General features: G+C 65.3%; 18 protein-coding genes. 8 read left to right on the forward strand and 10 right to left on the reverse strand.

What is annotated here, in order from left to right; all coding sequences use genetic code 11:
- Positions 1 to 217 precede the first annotated feature (217 nt).
- On the reverse strand, positions 218 to 799 hold the full coding sequence (locus G9C89_RS02875; protein WP_172144224.1) for a superoxide dismutase: 582 nt from the start codon (positions 797 to 799) through the stop codon (positions 218 to 220).
- A 188-nt stretch (positions 800 to 987) separates the two neighbouring features.
- On the reverse strand, positions 988 to 1,599 hold the full coding sequence (locus tag G9C89_RS02880; protein WP_172144226.1) for a LysE/ArgO family amino acid transporter: 612 nt from the start codon (positions 1,597 to 1,599) through the stop codon (positions 988 to 990).
- A 91-nt stretch (positions 1,600 to 1,690) separates the two neighbouring features.
- Between G9C89_RS02880 and G9C89_RS02885 the strand changes: the two genes are divergently transcribed.
- Positions 1,691 to 2,596 (forward strand): LysR family transcriptional regulator ArgP, encoded by a 906-nt coding sequence (locus G9C89_RS02885; protein WP_172144228.1) that lies wholly within the window; start codon positions 1,691 to 1,693, stop codon positions 2,594 to 2,596.
- 98 nt (positions 2,597 to 2,694) lie between these two features.
- On the opposite strand, the gene G9C89_RS02890 is transcribed toward G9C89_RS02885, so the two are convergent.
- Positions 2,695 to 3,753: a saccharopine dehydrogenase family protein gene (locus G9C89_RS02890; protein WP_172144230.1), complete on the reverse strand. Its 1,059-nt coding sequence runs from the start codon at positions 3,751 to 3,753 to the stop codon at positions 2,695 to 2,697.
- Between the two features lie 193 nt (positions 3,754 to 3,946).
- Between G9C89_RS02890 and G9C89_RS02895 the strand changes: the two genes are divergently transcribed.
- Positions 3,947 to 4,939: an NAD-dependent epimerase/dehydratase family protein gene (locus tag G9C89_RS02895; protein ID WP_172144232.1), complete on the forward strand. Its 993-nt coding sequence runs from the start codon at positions 3,947 to 3,949 to the stop codon at positions 4,937 to 4,939.
- Between the two features lie 25 nt (positions 4,940 to 4,964).
- Here the strand turns inward: G9C89_RS02895 and G9C89_RS02900 are convergent, their stop codons facing one another.
- Positions 4,965 to 5,282: a hypothetical protein gene (locus G9C89_RS02900; protein WP_172144234.1), complete on the reverse strand. Its 318-nt coding sequence runs from the start codon at positions 5,280 to 5,282 to the stop codon at positions 4,965 to 4,967.
- Positions 5,283 to 5,597: 315 nt separating this feature from the next.
- Here G9C89_RS02900 and G9C89_RS02905 point away from each other — a divergent pair, with 315 nt between their 5' ends.
- The gene (locus G9C89_RS02905; RefSeq protein WP_172144236.1) at positions 5,598 to 6,467 is read left to right on the forward strand and encodes an ATPase; all 870 of its coding nucleotides are present in this window, start codon (positions 5,598 to 5,600) and stop codon (positions 6,465 to 6,467) included.
- A gap of 59 nt (positions 6,468 to 6,526) precedes the next feature.
- Here G9C89_RS02905 and G9C89_RS02910 read toward each other — a convergent pair whose 3' ends face one another.
- Positions 6,527 to 7,480, reverse strand: coding sequence for a GlxA family transcriptional regulator (locus tag G9C89_RS02910; RefSeq protein WP_172144238.1), 954 nt, complete (start codon positions 7,478 to 7,480; stop codon positions 6,527 to 6,529).
- Between the two features lie 119 nt (positions 7,481 to 7,599).
- On the opposite strand from G9C89_RS02910, the gene G9C89_RS02915 reads away from it, so the two are divergent.
- The 4 genes from G9C89_RS02915 (at position 7,600) to G9C89_RS02930 (ending at position 10,299) form a co-directional block, all read left to right on the forward strand.
- Entirely contained in the window at positions 7,600 to 8,070 is a 471-nt protein-coding gene (locus G9C89_RS02915; protein WP_172144240.1) for a nuclear transport factor 2 family protein, read from the forward strand.
- 193 nt (positions 8,071 to 8,263) lie between these two features.
- Complete coding sequence (pcsA, locus tag G9C89_RS02920) at positions 8,264 to 8,974, forward strand: phosphatidylcholine synthase (protein ID WP_172144242.1); 711 nt, start codon at positions 8,264 to 8,266, stop codon at positions 8,972 to 8,974.
- Between the two features lie 24 nt (positions 8,975 to 8,998).
- Positions 8,999 to 9,298 carry a GIY-YIG nuclease family protein gene (locus G9C89_RS02925; RefSeq protein WP_172144244.1) on the forward strand — a complete coding sequence of 100 codons (300 nt, stop codon included), beginning with the start codon at positions 8,999 to 9,001 and terminating at the stop codon, positions 9,296 to 9,298.
- A gap of 65 nt (positions 9,299 to 9,363) precedes the next feature.
- Positions 9,364 to 10,299: a glutathione S-transferase family protein gene (locus G9C89_RS02930; RefSeq protein ID WP_172144246.1), complete on the forward strand. Its 936-nt coding sequence runs from the start codon at positions 9,364 to 9,366 to the stop codon at positions 10,297 to 10,299.
- Positions 10,300 to 10,320: 21 nt separating this feature from the next.
- Here G9C89_RS02930 and G9C89_RS02935 read toward each other — a convergent pair whose 3' ends face one another.
- The 5 genes from G9C89_RS02935 to yjeH all read right to left on the reverse strand — a co-directional run bounded on the left by G9C89_RS02935 (position 10,321) and on the right by yjeH (position 16,195).
- Complete coding sequence (locus G9C89_RS02935; protein ID WP_172144856.1) at positions 10,321 to 11,133, reverse strand: DUF4344 domain-containing metallopeptidase; 813 nt, start codon at positions 11,131 to 11,133, stop codon at positions 10,321 to 10,323.
- Positions 11,134 to 11,540: 407 nt separating this feature from the next.
- Positions 11,541 to 12,362: a hypothetical protein gene (locus G9C89_RS02940; protein WP_172144248.1), complete on the reverse strand. Its 822-nt coding sequence runs from the start codon at positions 12,360 to 12,362 to the stop codon at positions 11,541 to 11,543.
- 11 nt (positions 12,363 to 12,373) lie between these two features.
- Complete coding sequence (gene yejK / locus G9C89_RS02945) at positions 12,374 to 13,381, reverse strand: nucleoid-associated protein YejK (protein ID WP_172144250.1); 1,008 nt, start codon at positions 13,379 to 13,381, stop codon at positions 12,374 to 12,376.
- Between the two features lie 70 nt (positions 13,382 to 13,451).
- A complete protein-coding gene (locus G9C89_RS02950; RefSeq protein WP_172144252.1) occupies positions 13,452 to 14,795 on the reverse strand; it encodes a TAXI family TRAP transporter solute-binding subunit in 1,344 nt (447 codons plus the stop codon).
- A gap of 122 nt (positions 14,796 to 14,917) precedes the next feature.
- Positions 14,918 to 16,195 (reverse strand): L-methionine/branched-chain amino acid transporter, encoded by a 1,278-nt coding sequence (yjeH, locus tag G9C89_RS02955; RefSeq protein ID WP_172144254.1) that lies wholly within the window; start codon positions 16,193 to 16,195, stop codon positions 14,918 to 14,920.
- A gap of 128 nt (positions 16,196 to 16,323) precedes the next feature.
- On the opposite strand from yjeH, the gene G9C89_RS02960 reads away from it, so the two are divergent.
- Positions 16,324 to 16,743 (forward strand): Lrp/AsnC family transcriptional regulator, encoded by a 420-nt coding sequence (locus tag G9C89_RS02960; protein ID WP_172144256.1) that lies wholly within the window; start codon positions 16,324 to 16,326, stop codon positions 16,741 to 16,743.
- Positions 16,744 to 16,750: the final 7 nt, after the last annotated feature.

Consider the following 16,750-nt stretch of genomic DNA (forward strand, 5'->3'; position numbering starts at 1 on the left):
GGTCTGTTCCGCGAGTCGTCGCCCGGCATGTCGAGTCGGGCATTGATCCTACTCTGTTGTCAGGCAGCACGGCGAGGTGCGGATGGCACTCTCGGCCTCGGGGTTGGGGCGAAGCTGCAGCGCGGCGGTGCGGCGCGCCGTGGAAAGAAAAAGCCCGGCTGCTAAGCCGGGCTTCTTGCTACTGGCGCGAGCCCTGGGGCTCGCGCAATAACGGGTCTCAGGCCGCGTAGTTGTTCGCTACGAAGTCCCAGTTGACCAGGTTCCAGAACGCTTCGACGTACTTCGGACGCAGGTTGCGGTAGTCGATGTAGTAGGCGTGTTCCCATACGTCGCAGGTCAGCAGCGGGGTGTCGCCGCTGGTCAGCGGGTTGCCGGCGCCGATGGTGCTGGCCAGGGCCAGGGAACCGTCGGCCTTCTTCACCAGCCAGCCCCAGCCGGAACCGAAGGTGCCGATGGAAACCTTGCTGAACTCTTCCTTGAACTTGTCGAAGGAACCGAAAGCCGCGTTGATCGCGTCGGCCAGGGCGCCAGTCGGTTGACCGCCGCCGTTGGGCTTCATGCAGTTCCAGTAGAAGGTGTGGTTCCAGACTTGAGCGGCGTTGTTGAAGATGCCGCCCGAAGAGGTCTTGACGATCTCTTCCAGGGTCTTGCCTTCGAACTCGGTGCCAGGCACCAGGTTGTTCAGGTTCACGACATAGGTGTTGTGGTGCTTGTCGTGGTGGTATTCCAGGGTTTCCTTGGAAATATGCGGCTGCAGGGCGTCATGTGCGTACGGCAGTGGCGGCAATTCGAAAGCCATGGTTGATCTCCTAATCAGGTCAGGTGCGGTGTTCGCGAAGCCGATCACGGGCGGCCATATCAGCGGCGGGAGTTATCTCTTTGCGCCGCGAGCCCGGAATCATAGCACCGGGCCCGCGGCTTAAACACGCGGGAACTGTGTGGAAAACCAACTTGAGGTGGCTGCCGCGGGCTTGTCGGCTGGCTGACTCAGGCTGCGGCGGGCGCGGTCAGCAACTGCCAGGCGATGGCGAACATCATCACCGCCACGGCCAGATCGATCAGGCGCCAGGTTAGCGGTCGCGCCAGTTGCGGGGCCAGCCAGGCGGCGCCGAGTGCGAGGCTGAGGAACCAGATCAGCGAGGCACTGGCAGCGCCCATGGCATAGGCCCCGGGCACGCTCTGCTGGGCGCCGAGCGAGCCGATCAACAGCACGGTATCGAGATACACATGGGGATTGAGCAGGGTCACCGCCAGTGTCGCGAGCAGCACGGCGCGCAGCGAGCGCGGGGTGGCCCCTGCCGCTTGATCGAGCCCCTGCGGGCGGCAGGCGCGCAGCAGGGCCTGGGCGCCATACCAGAGCAGGAAGACCGCGCCGCCCCAACGGGCGACACCCAGGAGTAGCGGGTTCTGCGCCAGCAGCGCAGCCAGACCGAAGACCCCGGCCGTCACCAGCAGGGCATCGCAGGCCACGCAGAGCAAGGCCACCGGCAGGTGATGTTCGCGGCGCAGGCTTTGCGCCAGGACGAAGGCATTCTGCGCGCCGAGGGCGATGATCAGTCCGGCGGCGACCAATAGACCATTCAGATAGCTGTGCCACATAGGGTTCTCTCCTGTCGAATGCTGGTCAGTTTGGGTGGCTTGGCTGTATAAGAAAAATCAATCTTGCTGATTGCTCATTAGGAGAACTGATTTGTTCGATTACAAGCTGCTGGCCGCCCTGGCGGCGGTGGTGGAGCAGGCCGGTTTCGAGCGGGCGGCCCAGGTGCTGGGCTTGTCACAATCGGCGGTATCGCAGCGGATCAAGCTGCTCGAGGCGCGGGTTGGCCAGCCGGTGCTGGTGCGTGCCACGCCGCCGGCTCCCACCGAGATTGGCCGGCGTCTGCTCAACCATGTGCAGCAGGTGCGTCTGCTCGAGCGCGATGTGCAGGCGCAGGTACCGGCGTTGGACGAAGGCGGGGTGCCCGAGCGCCTGCGCATCGCCTTGAACGCCGACAGTCTGGCGACCTGGTGGGCCGCTGCCGTGGGCGAGTTTTGTGCCCGGCACCGGCTGTTGCTGGAGTTGCTGGTGGAGGATCAGGACGTCGGCCTGAAGCGCATGCGCGCCGGTGATGTGGCGGCTTGCGTATGCGCCACCGACCGGCCGGTGGCGGGTGCGCGCAGTCAGGCCCTCGGCGCCATGCGGTACCGTGCCTTGGCCAGCCCGGCATTCATTGCCCGGCACTTTCCCCGGGGCGTCACTCCGGCGGCGCTGGCGCAGGTGCCGGGCATCGTGTTTGGCCCGGATGACCTGCTGCAGCATCGCTACCTGGCCGAACTCGGCGTCGAGGGGGGCTTTCTGCATCACCTCTGTCCGTCGTCCGAGGGCTTCGTGCGCTTGACCCTGGGCGGCCTTGGCTGGGGCCTGGTGCCGGAACAGCAGGTATTGAATGAACTGGCCCGTGGCGAGCTGGTCGAGTTGATCGCCGAGCGGCCGGTTGACGTGCCGCTGTACTGGCATCACTGGCGCAACGGCGGCGAGCTGCTCAACCGCCTGACCGATCATTTGCACAAGACGGCCGGCGCGTGCCTGGTACCACCGGGGCAAACCGTTGCGTAGGGGGGTGGCAATCCGCTCTAGTCCACCTTGCCCGGTTTGCCTAACGCTGGGCTGAAGCCCCTCCCACACACGTTAAGCTCGCGGCCACCGCGGGGCGGTCAGGACAGTAGGATCTTGCCCGAGCCCGGCAGCTGCTCCACGCAGCGCGGGCCGAGCAGTTGCGTGGGCGTGAAGTAGCCGCCAGGGCCGCTGTAGGCGAGCAGGTGACGGACCGCCAGCAGCACGCCCTGCACGGTTACCTCATAGGCGTTGGCCGTTTCCAGGTGGGCGGTCTTGATTGCGCCGGCGGCGTTGCGTACCTCGCCCCACAGCCAGCTGCGCTGGCGTTCGCGGCTGACCTGGTCGGGCCCCCGTAGGCCTTTCTCGACCAGGAACTTGAGCCCGCGCTGGACGGCATCCAGGCCGAGCAGTGGGCGCAGCGGGTCGAGCAGGCGCATGCCGATGGCCAGGGCCGGCGGCGCCGGCAGGTAGACCTCGATGTTGCCGATGCCGGTGGAGTAGTAGGCAGTCGCCACGTCGCCCCAGGCGATGCTGACCGCGGACTTCGCGCCGCGGCCGAAGTCGATCTGGCGGCGCTTATAGCCCAGCGGTACTTCGCTGACGATGCCCGCGCGGCGCACCTTGCCGCCGAGCTTGAGGCCTTCCACGATGGTTTTTGCGGTGCCCGGCGAGAGCCCGCTGGCGGTGTCGAACCCCAGGGCCAGCTGGCTGGCGTCGGGCAGTGCCTGGTGCAGGCAGACGGCCAGGCAATCACTGGGGATGACGTCGAAGCCGGCGCCGGGACAGACCACCAGCCCGGCCTCCCGGGCTTGCCGGTCACGCCCGTGGGCCGCCTCGAACACGCCGATCTCGCCGCTGATATCGACATAATGGGTCGCGCTGGCCAGGCAGGCATCGAGCATCGGCGCGCTGGTGGCGGAAAAGGGCCCGGCGCAGTGGGCGACCAGCGCCACGTCGGCCAGTGCTGCGCGAGCGCGCTCGGGCTGGTGAATGTCGAATATCCGGCATTCCAGACCGAGCAGGCTGCCGAGGGCATGCACCGCCGCCGGATTGCGTCCGGCCAGAATCGGCGTCAGCCCCTGGCGTTGCGCCTCGGCGGCCAGCAGGTGGCCGGTGTAACCGTTGGCGCCGTAGATCATCCAGTTGTTCGTGCTCATGCCTGACTCCTGTTCATGCCTGACTTCTGTAAGGCAGCGCTGGGTAACAGCGTAGTAGCTAGCAGCCGGCTGTCGTCTGTCCGGGTGGCAAACGCCTGGTTCGTCCGGTCGCTGTTCTGGCGTGTTGCGACACGGCGCGCCGGCGTCGGCACTGCTAGAGTGCGCAGACGGTCAGGTACGGCGGGGAGTGGCGATGAAGATTCTGGTTACCGGTGCAAGTGGTTTCATCGGCGGACGTTTCGCCCGCTTTGCCTTGGAGCAGGGCTTGAGTGTGCGGGTCAATGGCCGCCGGGCGGAAGGGGTGGAGCATCTGGTCAAGCGCGGCGCCGAGTTCATCCAGGGCGACTTGTCCGATCCCGAACTGGCGCAGCGGCTCTGTCATGACGTCGAGGCGGTGGTGCACTGCGCCGGCGCCGTAGGCGTGTGGGGCAACTATCAGCACTTCCAGCGGGCCAATGTGCTGGTGACCGAGAACGTGATCGAAGGTTGCCTGAAGCAGCAGGTGCGGCGGCTGGTGCACCTGTCCTCGCCGTCGATCTACTTCGATGGCCAGTCGCATGTGGCAATCAAGGAAGAGCAGGTGCCCAAGCGTTTCTTCGATCATTACGGCAAGACCAAGTACCTGGCCGAACAGCAGGTGTTCGGCGCCCAGGAGTTCGGTCTGGAGGTGCTGGCCTTGCGCCCGCGCTCGGTCACCGGCGCCGGCGATACCAGCATCTTTCCGCGGCTGATCAATATGCAGCGCAAGGGGCGCCTGGCGATCATCGGCAACGGCTTGAACCGGGTCGACTTCACCAGCATGCAGAACCTCAACGATGCCTTGTTCAGCTGCCTGCTGGCTGCCGGCCCGGCGCTGGGCAAGGCCTACAACATCAGCAACGGCGCACCGGTGCCGCTGTGGGATGCGGTCAACTATGTGTTGCGCCAGCTCGAGCTGCCGCCAGTCACCCGGCATCTGCCCTACGCCCTGGCTTATGGCGCCGCGACGCTCAACGAAGGGCTGTGCAAGCTGCTGCCCGGCCGCCCTGAGCCAACCCTGTTTCGTCTGGGGGTGGCGATGATGGCCAAGGACTTTTCACTGGATATCAGCCGCGCGCGCGAGTTCCTCGACTATGAGCCGCAGGTCAGCCTGTGGACGGCGCTGGATGAGTTCTGCCTGTGGTGGAAGGCCCATCATCCCGGCTGAAGGCTCTCAACCCAGGCGCAGGCGCTCAGACGTAGACCCGTTGGCCGCGGTACATGCGCAGCGAACCGCTTGTCGGTTTGGCCTGTGGCTCTTCATTCAGCAGTGGATGACCGGCCTGCAGACGGGGCGTCGAGCCCTCGGCGGCAGGGGCGAACGGTTGGTCGCTGTACTGGGCGAGGAGCTGGCCGAGCTGGCGGGTCTCTTCGCTGGTCGAGGTCAGGCAGGCGCTGAGCATCGTGGTGATCGCATCCGGCTGGCTCATGCGGATATCCACCGCCAGTTCTTCGCGCAGCCTGCGGCGCAAACGCTTCATGCAGTCCAACACTTCTCGGTTCAGTTCCATGTGCCTTCCCCTGTTTTTGCAGTGGCTGGGTGTCGCTCATCCTGCAGGACACCAAGCGCGTTCTGTCGGTAGAAAGCGTCAAGGTCGCCGCCTCCATCAGACCCTGACGCTGTGAGCGGGTCGCACATGGGGGATTGCAAAGCGCGTACCAGTTCACAGCGTGCGGAACTGTGCGCCCTGCAGCCGGTCACTGTGTCTGTGCCGCGCTCCGCCTCGGTGCGTCTTGCACCGGCTTGGCGCGACACTGAAGCGTCGCGCACTAACCGTTATACTGGCCGGCATTTCGCTTCTTCAGCGTTTTTTAAAGGTTTACTCATGCGTAACGATGCCCACGACGAACTTGATCATGTGCCCAGCCTGACCACCGATATGCTTGATCGTGATGATTTCGATACGGATCATCACGAATCCCCCAGGGGGGCGCCATCGCGCGCCGCTGCGGCGGCACCCAAGGCGGCCAGTACCGGCGCGCTGTGGGCGCTGGTCGGCGCCCTGACGATTGCCCTCGGTGGGCTGGGCTGGTGGAGTTTTCAGCAGATCAGCCTGATGGAGCAGCAATTGGTGGCCACCCAGGAAAGCTTCGCGCGGATCAGCGAGGATGCTGCCGGTCGCATCCTGGACATTAGCGGCAAGGTGGTGGCGACCGAGTCCACGGTCACCAGCGGCAGTGAAGCGCTCAAGCTGCAAGTCAAGCAGATGGAAAGCAAACTGGCCGAACTGAGCAAGCAGCAGCAGAGCGTGGCCGGTCAGCAGGGCGGCCAGGACAAGCGCATCGAGCAGTTGACGGCCGAGCTTAAAGCTCAGCAGGGCGCGACCAGCATAGTCGCCGGCAGCCTGAAGAGCCTGAGCAGCGAGCAAATGGCGCTGAAAAACGCCCAGGCTTTGTTGCGAGCCGAACAGGCTTCCTTGAAAACCGCGCAAGCCGGGTCGGCCCAATTCGAAGGTCAGCTGAAAAACCTGAGCGACGAGATCAAAGCGCTGAAACAGATCGGCAACCCGAATCAGGCCATTGGCCGTCTGGAGCAGGACCTGCTGGTGCTGCGCAGCGAGCTGGAGCAGCGTCCGGCAGCGAGCAGCAGTGGCAACACCGCCGAGTTCGATGCCTTCCGCGCGCAGATGACCCGCAACATCAGCACCCTGCAGGGCCAGATCCAGAACCTGCAACAGCAAATCGACGCGCGCTGATATGCACGGTTAATCCAGCCCTGAGTGTCTCCACCATGAGCGCCTGTCGGTTCGGGCGCTCAGGGCGCTTGGCACATGCGTCGGCGGAACGCTCCCGGGGTTTCGCCGCAGAGTTGCTTGAACAGTTTGGCGAAGGTCGCCCGATCGGCATAACCGACCTGTTCGGCTACCTGTTCCAGCGAGTGCGCGGGCTGGCGCAGGGCGTTTTGTGCGGCGCCGATGCGCAGGCGCTGCAGGTAGTCGTTGGGCGTCAGCCCGGTACTGGTCTTGAAGCGGCGCAACAGGGTCCGCGGCGAGCAATTGGCCTGTGCGGCCAGGCGCTTGAGATCGATCGGCTCGGCGTGATGCTGCTGCATCCACTGCAGCAACGGGGCGAGCGGGCTGGCGGCGGCGCTGCTGGCCGGCAGCAGCGGGGCAAACCTTGACTGCTGGCCGCGCTGGGTGTCGAACACCAGCGCGTTGGCGACTTGTTGCGCCAGTCTCTCACCGGCATGCTGCTCGATCAGGTACAGGCACAGGTCCAGCCCGGCGTGGGCGCCACCCGAGCTGTGCAGGTTGCCGTCGTGGCAGAGCAGTTCGTCGATTTCCAGGTGTACCTGCGGGAAGCGCTGGCGGAACTGGCTGGCCAACGCCCAGTGGGTGGTGGCCCGCCGGCCATCGAGCAGGCCGGCGGCGCCGAGCAGGAATGCGCTGCTGCACAGGCTGGCGATTGCTTGGCTGGCCGGGCGTTGCGCCAGCCAGGGCAGCAAGGCGGCATTGGCATCCAGGCTCAGGTCGATGGCGCTGCCGGTGGCCGGCAGCATCAGCAGGTCGGCCTGCTCGGCCAGCGCCAGGCCGCCGTCGACCTGGATGCGCGCGAAGTCGAGGTCGACCGGCTGGGCATCCAGGCTGAAGCGCTGCAGCCTGAACAGCGGCTTGGCGGCCAGGTGGTTGGCCAGGGCAAAGGCATCGCAGGCCATGCTCAGGCTGGAGCAGACGGTTTGCCGGCAGACGTAGAGTGCGATGCTGAGCATGGCGAGTGAGTCATGGGTGGTTTGTGGCGATTATTGACACAAAGTTGGCGTATGCGCCAATCGCCATCGATCTCTTTGCCGACAATACTGAGGACACTCTCACCTCTGGAACCGTGCTCATGACTCACCCCAACGCCGAACTCATCAAGCGCTTCTATCAGGCCTTCCAGCAGCGCGACGCCGAGGCCATGGCGGCATGCTATGCCGAGGATGTGCGCTTCAGCGATCCGGTGTTCGAGGATTTGCGGGGCAGCGCAGCGGCGGACATGTGGCGGATGCTGACGGCGCGGGCGCAAAATTTCTCGCTGACCTTTAGCAATGTCCAGGCCGACGAGCGGCAGGGCAGCGCCCAGTGGGTGGCGACCTACCTGTTCAGCCAGACCGGCAGGACAGTGGTCAACCATATCGATGCCCACTTCGTCTTTCGCGACGGCAAGATCGTCGAGCATCGCGACCAGTTCGACCTGTGGCGGTGGGCGCGCCAGGCCTTGGGCGGCAAGGGGCTGTTGCTGGGCTGGGCGCCGTCGGTGCAGAACGCCATTCGGCGTCAGGCGGCCAAGGGCTTGGCGCAGTTCAGGGCGTCTCGATAATCCTGGGTGCAGGGCTTTTCGCCGCAACAACGAACGCAATGGTAGGCTTTGGGTCTGAACCATCAGCGACTTCAGGCGCAGCTTGTAAAGCTGGACTGTTCGTTGAATAACAGACCGTTGCTGAACGCGGCCCAATTAAGTGCAGTTGTCCTTCAGCTGCCAGACGAGAGCCAATGCGCCAGGAAGCCTGATCATGAGTGTAATGTTGCTGTCCGCCAGCAAAGCCAAGGCATGGAGCGTGCATGCCGTCACCGCCAGCGGGGTGATTCTGGGGTTGCTGGCCTTGTTGGCCGTGCTCGATGGTCGACCGCAGGTCTGCCTGCTCTGGCTGGGGGCGGCGCTGTTGGTGGACGGCCTGGATGGCACCCTGGCGCGCAAATTCGACGTCAAGGGCGTATTGCCGCACTTCGATGGTTCGACCCTGGATCTGGTGATCGACTACCTCACCTACGTGTTCATCCCGGCGATCTTCGTCTATCGCTTCATTCCCCTGCCCGAGTACACCCTGCTGTTGTCGCTCGGGGTGATCCTGCTGTCGTCGTTGTTCTGCTTCTGCAACCTCAACATGAAGAGCAAGGACAACTACTTCGTCGGCTTTCCCGCGGCCTGGAACGTGGTGATTGTCTACCTCTACCTGCTGGATTTCGCTCCCTGGCTGAGCCTCGTCACCATCTTGGTGCTGGCGGGCCTGACCCTGACCAAGATGAAGTTTCTCCACCCGTTTCGGGTCAAGCAATTCATGCCGCTGAATATCGGCGTGACCCTGCTGTGGATGGCGGCCTGTGCCTTGCTGATTGTGCAGTACCCACTCAACCAGGCCTGGTTGCTGCTGGTCTGGGGGCTGGCTACCGCCTATTTCGTCGGTATCTGTCTGTGGCGCACGGTCCGCGAATGGTCGCTCTGAGTCCGTGCCTGGGCGCTGTCGGCAATGACTGAGGCCAGCGGTAAGGCCTGGTTCGTCTATCTGGTGCGGGCGCAGAACGGCGCGCTGTATTGCGGTATCAGCGACAACCCGCAGCGGCGTTTCGCCCAGCATCAGAGCGGCAAAGGCGCCCGCTTCTTCTATTCCAGCCCGGCGATGGCACTGGTCTACATCGAAGCCTGCGCGGGCAAGGGCGATGCGTTGCGCCGGGAGCGGGCGATCAAGCGCCTGGGCAAACCGGCCAAGGAAGTGCTGGTGGCCGGCGGCAGTCTTATCGCTGTGGCTGATGGTGCGCTATCAAGCTGAGCGGGTAGGCCGCAGTGGACTGCACAGGTAAGCTGGCGGCTTTCTGAATAGTTGCGGAGCCTGTCATGCACGAGTTGATCCTGCACCATTACCCCACCTCGCTGTTTGCCGAAAAGGCGCGCCTGATGCTGGGCTTCAAGCAATTGTCCTGGCGCTCGGTGCTGATCCCCGCGGTGATGCCCAAGCCGGATCTGACCGCCTTGACCGGCGGCTACCGCAAGACCCCGGTGCTGCAGGTCGGGGCCGACATCTATTGCGACACCGCGCTGATCGCCCGGCGTCTGGAGGCGGAAAAAGCCACGCCGGCGTTGCTTCCCGAAGGCCAGGAATTCAATGTCGCCAGCTTCGCCCAGTGGGCCGACGCGCTGGTGTTCCAGCATGCGGTGAGCCTGGTATTCCAGCCGGAGTCGGTGGCCGTGCGCTTCGGCAAGCTGCCGCCCGAGGCGATCAAGGGCTTCCTGGCCGACCGCGCCGGGCTGTTCAGTGGCGGCAATGCCAGCCGCCTGCCGCTGGAACAGGCCAAGCACCAATGGCCGGTGCTGATGAGCCGTTTGCAGCAACAACTGGAGCGCGAGCAGGGCGATTTCCTGTTCGGCGAGCCGTCGCTGGCCGACTTCGCCATGGCCCACCCGCTGTGGTTCCTGCGCGGCACCCCGGTGACCGCGCCGCTGGTTGACGAGTATCCGGCAGTGGCGGCCTGGCTCGGTCGGGTGCTGGGTTTCGGCCATGGTTCGCACAGCGAGATGAGCGGCGAAGAGGCCGTGGTGATCGCGCGCGAGGCTACCCCGGCAGAGCTTCCCGCTGAGGCCTTGACTGACCCCAATGGCTTCGAGGTCGGCCAGCGGGTGGCCATTGCGGCCATCGATTACGGGGTCGATCCGGTCGAGGGCGAGTTGCTGTTCAGTGGCAGCGAAGAGCTGATCCTGCGCCGCGAAGACCCGCGTGCCGGGGTTGTGCATGTGCACTTTCCGCGCATGGGTTTCCGCATCGAGGCGCGCTGAGGCGCGCTGAGGCGCGCTTGGCTATGGCCTGCGACAGCTGTCGCAGGCTTGCAAGGCCGCCTGGCGCAGGCGCGGCAACTGCACGGCAAGCAGCTGAAAGTGCTCCAGGCGTTCGTAACACAGCACCAGTTCGCCGCCGGTGCGGCTGTACCAGGAGTCTGGCGCGCCGCAGCTGGCCAGGCGCAGCACCAGATCACGGGGCAGGCGGTACGTCTCGCTGGCGCGGGCGGCGATGGCCTCCACTTCGCCCGAGCGGCGGATCTGTTCGAGCAGGCGCTGACTCTCTTCCAGTCGCAGGCTCGGCAGCTCGTAGATCACCTGGATACGATGGCCGATCGGCTCGCCCGGGCGGCGGCCGTGTTGTTGCTCGACCCAGGCCAGGGCCTTGCGCACCTGGGCGTATTCCTGGTCGCAGTAGAGGGCGCGCTCCACCGGCAAGCCGGTGATCTTGGGCACCCATTCCAGCCGATCCGGATCGCTGCCGTAGATCAGGCAGGCCAGATTGTAGAAGCGCTGGGCGTCGAGCCCATGGCTGGCCCAGGCATACACTTCCTCATGCTCCGGTTTCGCCCGTTGCCATTCCAGCCGCCAGTAATCGGCGATGTCCAGCAGTTTGGCGTAGAAATCGGCGTCGCGCTGACGCCCGGAGGCGAGGAACAGGCTGATGAAGCCGAGTTGATCGGCGGCATCCTCCTCGCGGCCGAGCACCGGAAGATCCAGTTCGGCGATCAGCAGGTGGCCCATTTCGTGCGTCAGGGTGAACTCGGCATTCACCGCGACGAAGCGTGCGCTGTCGCTGCGCAGTGCTTCCGGTGGCGGTTCTTCAGTGGCCATGCCCGCCGCACCGGTCAGTAGCAGTGCCAGGCAGAGCGTGGCGCGCACAACCAGGCGGCGACCCAGAGTCGCAGGGCTGGGTTGGCTGCAGGGCGGTTTCATCCCCGGCTCCTCGCGGCAGACGGTAGAACCATTACCTCTGACTCTAGCAGCCTGGCGGGCGTGGGGCTGAACGAGTGGGACGGCCTGCTCCGTCTTCGACGCCGCGCTGTCGCGCAGCAAACTGTGTAGGAGCCAGGGGGACGCCTAGTTCTTGCTGCGGTTCGGCGCTCCGACGATGCTTTTGATCTGCAAGGATCGCCAGCAAGCTGGCTCCTACAAGTCTTTGTGCAGATTTAATTTCTATATATAAAACAATGAGTTATTTTTAGTTTGATAAAAGCGGCTGCGGCTAAAGCGCAGCGGCGCTAGTCCGCACCCTGCAGGTCGGCCGCTGTGAAGGGCGGCGGGCGCTGCGGCCATTCGAGCTGCAAACGCTCGAACTCGCGGGCCAGCAGGCTGGCCAGCAGCCAGTCGCGCAGCCAGCGATGCTCGGCCGGGATCACATACCAGGGCGCCGACTGGCTGTGGCTGGCCGTCAGCAGTTCGCTCCAGCGGTGCTGGCGCTCAGCGTATTCGCGGTAGGCCAGCAGATCGCTGGGGCGCAGTTTCCAGCGTTTGTCCGGGCGCTGCAGGCGTTGCAGCAGGCGCGCCTTCTGCTCGTCACGGGAGATCTGCAGGTAGCACTTGAGCGGATGCAGGCGCTGCGCCGGCAGGCCCGCTTCCAGGGCCAGCACGCGCTGCAGGCGCGCCGGCAGTTCGGCGGCGTCGATCAGGCCGTCGAACAGATCGCTGGCCAGGCCTTCGTAGTAACTGCGGTTGAACACCCCGAGCAGTCCGGGAGCGGGCAGCCTTTGCTGATAGCGCCAGAGGAAATCATGCCGTCGCTCGCAGGCATTCGGTTGCTTGAAACTGTGCAGGCGCAGGCCTTGCGGGTCGAGACAGTTGAGCACGCGCCTGATCACGCCGTCCTTGCCGGCGCAGTCCGGGCCTTGCAGCACCAGCAGCAGGGCATCCTGGCCGTTGGCCCAGAGCCGCCGCTGCTGATCGTTGAGCCAGGCGCGCAGTTCGGGCAGGGCCAGTTGCGCGGTCTTTCTGTCCAGGCCGAAGTCGCGCGCCGGATCCTGGGCAAATGGCGCCGCCGGATCGAGTCGGCAATCGTCGAGAACAGCGTCGGGCAGGCGTGACATGGCGCAGTGCCTCAGTCTTTGCGGCGTTTCAGCTGGTCGGTGAGTTGGGTCGGCAGGTTGCGAATGATCAGGGTGCCCTGGCTCTCGTCGTATTCGACTTTCGAGCCGAGCAGGTGGGCCTCGAAGCTGATCGACAGGCCTTCGGCGCGACCGGTGAAACGCTGGAATTGATTGAGGGTGCGCTTGTCCGCGGGGATTTCCGGCGACAGGCCGTAATCCTTGTTGCGGATATGCTCGTAGAAGGCCCGCGGACGCTCCTCGTCGATCAGCCCGGACAACTCCTGCAAGCCCATGGGCTCGCCGATCTTGGCCTGGCTGCTGGCGTAGTCGACCAGGGTCTTGGTCTTCTCGCGGGCAGCTTCTTCCGGCAGGTCCTCGCTTTCGACGAAGTCGCTGAAGGCCTTGAGCAGGGTGCGGGTTTCGCCCGGCCCGTCGACGCCTTCCTGGCAGCCGATGAAGTCGCGGAAGTACTCCGAGACCTTCTTGCCGTTCTTGCCCTTGATAAAGGAGATGTACTGCTTGGAATTGGCGTTGTTCTGCCATTCGGAAATGTTGATCCGTGCCGCCAGGTGCAACTGGCCGAGATCCAGGTGCTTGGCCGGGGTCACGTCCAGCGCCTCGTTGACCGCCACGCCTTCGCTGTGGTGCAGCAGGGCGATCACCAGGTAGTCGGTCATGCCTTGCTGGTAGTGGGCGAACAGCACATGGCCGCCGGTGGACAGGTTGGATTCCTCCATCAGCTTCTGCAGGTGCTCGACCGCCTGGCGGCTGAAGGCGGCAAAGTCCTGGCCGCCGTCGAGGTAATGCTTCAGCCAGCCGCTGAACGGGTAGGCGCCGGACTCGGCATGAAACAGCCCCCAGGCCTTGCCCTGCTTGGCGTTGTAGCTCTCGTTGAGGTCGGCGAGCATGTTCTCGATGGCCTGCGAGGCGCCCAGTTCGGTGTCGCGGGCGTGCAGCACGGCGGGGCTGCCATCGGGTTTCTTGTCGATCAGGTGGACGATGCAGTGGCGGATCGGCATGGGCGGTCTCTTGATGCGTTAAGCGTTGGGCAGACGGTGGCAGAACTGGTGCTAGCAATTGCCGCGCAGTTTACCCGACTGGCTCGCTCCGGGGCGCTCGGCGTTGCTGCAAGGTGCGCAGTCGCTCGATCACATAGCGCAGGTGCACGTGCAGCTCGTACAGCTCGTTGGAGTAGGACAGCGGCACCTCGACCTTGGCCAGTTCGTCCTCCAGTTGCTCCAGGCGCGCGACTTCGGCGTCTAGGCGTTCCGGCAGGGTGCCGGCATCGAGTTGCCGGTCGATCTCGCGCAGGTACTTGTACCAGCGGTAGATGCGCGCGCGGATGCGCCAGCGGTAGAGTGGGCCGACCGCCTTGAACAGCGGGATCAGCACCACCAGCAGGGGAATCAGCAGGATGATGTAGCGGTCGGCCAGCGAGGCGATGCGAAACGGCAGGTAGCGCTGCAGCAGTGGCAGGCCGTTGTTGTAGTAGTGCTCGGCGTCGCCGGACAGCGCGAAGGTGCGCGGTTCGGCGCTGGGAAAGGCGCCGGCCTGATCCAGCAGGCTGCCGTGCTTCATCACCTCGCGGGCGGCCTCGAGGATCAGCGGAGCCAGGCCGGGATGGAAGTTCTGGTTGATCACCAGGGTGGCCACCGCCGACAAGGTGACGGTGTCCCGGGCGGGCGCGTTCTGCGCCAGGTTGAGCAGGCCTTCACCGACCGTGATCCGCTTGAGGAACGGCAGGCGCGCCTCGTAGGCCGCGGCGCGGCGGAAGGTCGCCAGGCTCAGGTCGGGGTGCGCGGCCAGTTGCTGGACCAGGGCATTTTCCGCCGGGCCGATGAAGAAGGCGGCGTCCAGCTCGCCGGCCATCAGGGCCCTGCCGGCCTTGCCGCCGCCCGTGGTTTGCCAGCTCGGCGGGTACTGCTCGGGGGTGATCGCATTGGCGCCGAGGATGGCCTCGGTCGCGGCCAGGGTGCCACTGTCGGCGCTGCCGATAGCCAGGCGCAGCGGCAGCAGGTCGGCGATGCGCTCGAGGTCGAGGCCGCTGCGGTAGAACAGCCACAACGGTTCCTGATAGACCGCGCCCAGGCTGTGCAGGCGGGCATGGTCGGCGGCGTCGAGCTGGCGCTCCAGGCCGCTCTGCACCAGGGCGATCTCGACCTGGCTATCCGCCGCCAGCAGGCGCTTGAGGTTGTCCCGCGAACCGGCGCTGGGCACCAGGGTCAGCTCGAAACCCTCTTTGGCCAGCTCCTGCTTGAGCTTCTCGGCGAAGATCCGGTAACCGCCACCCTCGGCACCGGTGGCCATGCGGGCGCTCATCGGCGGCGGCGGGGCGACGAAATAGAACACCGCACCAATCAAGGCGGCCAGCACCGGGACTATCCACAGGTTGGCCAGGAGCATGATCTTCAGGTCTTTGAGCACGCGGCGCATGGGGCTTCCTTTCGACGTTCTTTGCCCAAGGATAGAGGCAGGCGGCGCGCGCGGTCACCTTTGCCGGCGAATAGTCGAAGGGATTGGCTGCAGGCGCGAATGAATTCGCGCCTGCAGGTTGTTCAGGCCGAGGGTGGTGTTTCGCCCAGCAAACGACGCAAGGGCAAACTGCGGCCGCAATCGAGCAGCGCCAGCAAGGCAAACAAGCCCAGGGCATACCAGGCATCGCCGCCGAGCATGACCAGTACCAGCGCGCAGAGTAGCGTGCTGAGGCCAGCCAGCCAGCGCCAGACGCCGCGCAGCAAGACTGCGCCCGCAGCCATGCTCAACAGGTAGATGACCACGAAGTTGCCGTTGGCGTAGCGGATCAGGTCGTCCACCGAGAGGTTGAGCAGGCCGGCCAGGCCGGCGCACAGGGCGCAGCTCAGCACCACCAGCAGCAGGGCGCGGGCGGGTACGCCGTGGTGGTTGCGCCGGGCCAGGCGAGCCGGCAGTTTGCCTTCGTCGGCCAGGCTCCAGATCAGGCGGGCGAAACCCTGGATGTAGACGTTCATCGAGGCGAAGCAGGCCAGGTAGCCGACTACCGCGATCAGCCAGCGCGCGTGCTCGCCCAGCAGCAGATCGAACAGGCGCGGCAGCGAGGCGGCGTCGCTGTGCACATCGCCGTACGCCTGAAAGCTCAGCACCGCGACCGAGCAGGCCCAGTACACCAGGCCGGCGAGCAGTACGCCGAACAGCAGGGCCAGGGGAAAGTCGCGTGCGGGGTTCTTGAACTCCTCGCCCATGTGGGTGAAGGCCTCGATGCCGACGAAACACCAGAACATCACCCCCAGCGCGGCGGGCAGCAGGTGCCAGGAGTCCGCGATGGGCGGCAGCAGCGGCTGGCTGCTCAGGGGCAAGTCGCCGACCCACCAGATCAGCCCGACGCTGCCGACGATGGCCACGGCGATCAGGCCCTGCACCAGCCCCGAGGCCTTGGCCGGACGCTGGCCGAGCAGCAGGATGGCGCCGAGGGTGGCGAGCTGGATGGCCAGCGCCTGGCCGCGACTCAAGTCGACCACGGCCTGCCAGAAGCCGCTGGCGATATTCAGCGCCGCCGGCAAACCGACCGGCAACACGGCGAGGAACAGCCAGGCACTGAGGCGCTCCATGCGCGGGCCGAAGGCACGCCCAATCAGGTGCGGCGCACCGCCGGCATGGGGATAGTGACGACCCAGTTGGGCGAAGGTGAAGGCAATCGGCAGGACCAGGGCGATGAGGATCATCCAGGCCCACAACGAGGCCGCGCCTGCCGCGGTGGCGGCCAGCGCCGGGACGACGAAAATCCCGGTGCCGAGCAGCGAGGTGCTCAGCAGACCGATGCCTTGCAGCAGGCCCAGTTCTTGGTTCAGGCGGCTCATGTTGTATGCTCTGACGTTTCGTTCGCCATGATAATTCGCCCGCCTGCTGCAGGATGCTGGCGAAGCGTCGGCTTTGTCCGACGAACTGGCGGAATTGACCGGCAAATTGCCTTTTACCGAGAGCCCAAGTGGACAAGTTCGATCAGCAGATTCTCGCCCTGTTGCGCGCCGATGCACGGGTGCCGGTGAGCCAGATTGCCCGTGCAGTCAACCTGTCGCGCTCGGCGGTGAGTGAGCGCATTCGCCAGCTGGAGCAGCGCGGCATCATCAGCGGCTACCATGCCCAGGTCGCCCCCCCGGCCGATGCCGGGATCAAGGCCTACCTGGAGTTGTTCTACCAGGGCGGGCGCTGCGAAAACTACGTGGAGCGTATGCGCAGCTTCAGCGAAGTACGCCGCTGCAGCGGCATCAGCGGCGAGACCGACATGCTGGTGTATATCGAGGCACCCTCGATGCAGCGCTTCAGCGAGATCCGCGGGGAGATCGAAAACTACCCCGGCATGCAGAAGGTCAAGACCCATGTGGTGGTCAAGGATTGGGCATTTTGAGCCGACC

It is taken from the genome of Pseudomonas tumuqii (genome assembly GCF_013184545.1).
Lineage (GTDB): Bacteria > Pseudomonadota > Gammaproteobacteria > Pseudomonadales > Pseudomonadaceae > Aquipseudomonas > Aquipseudomonas tumuqii.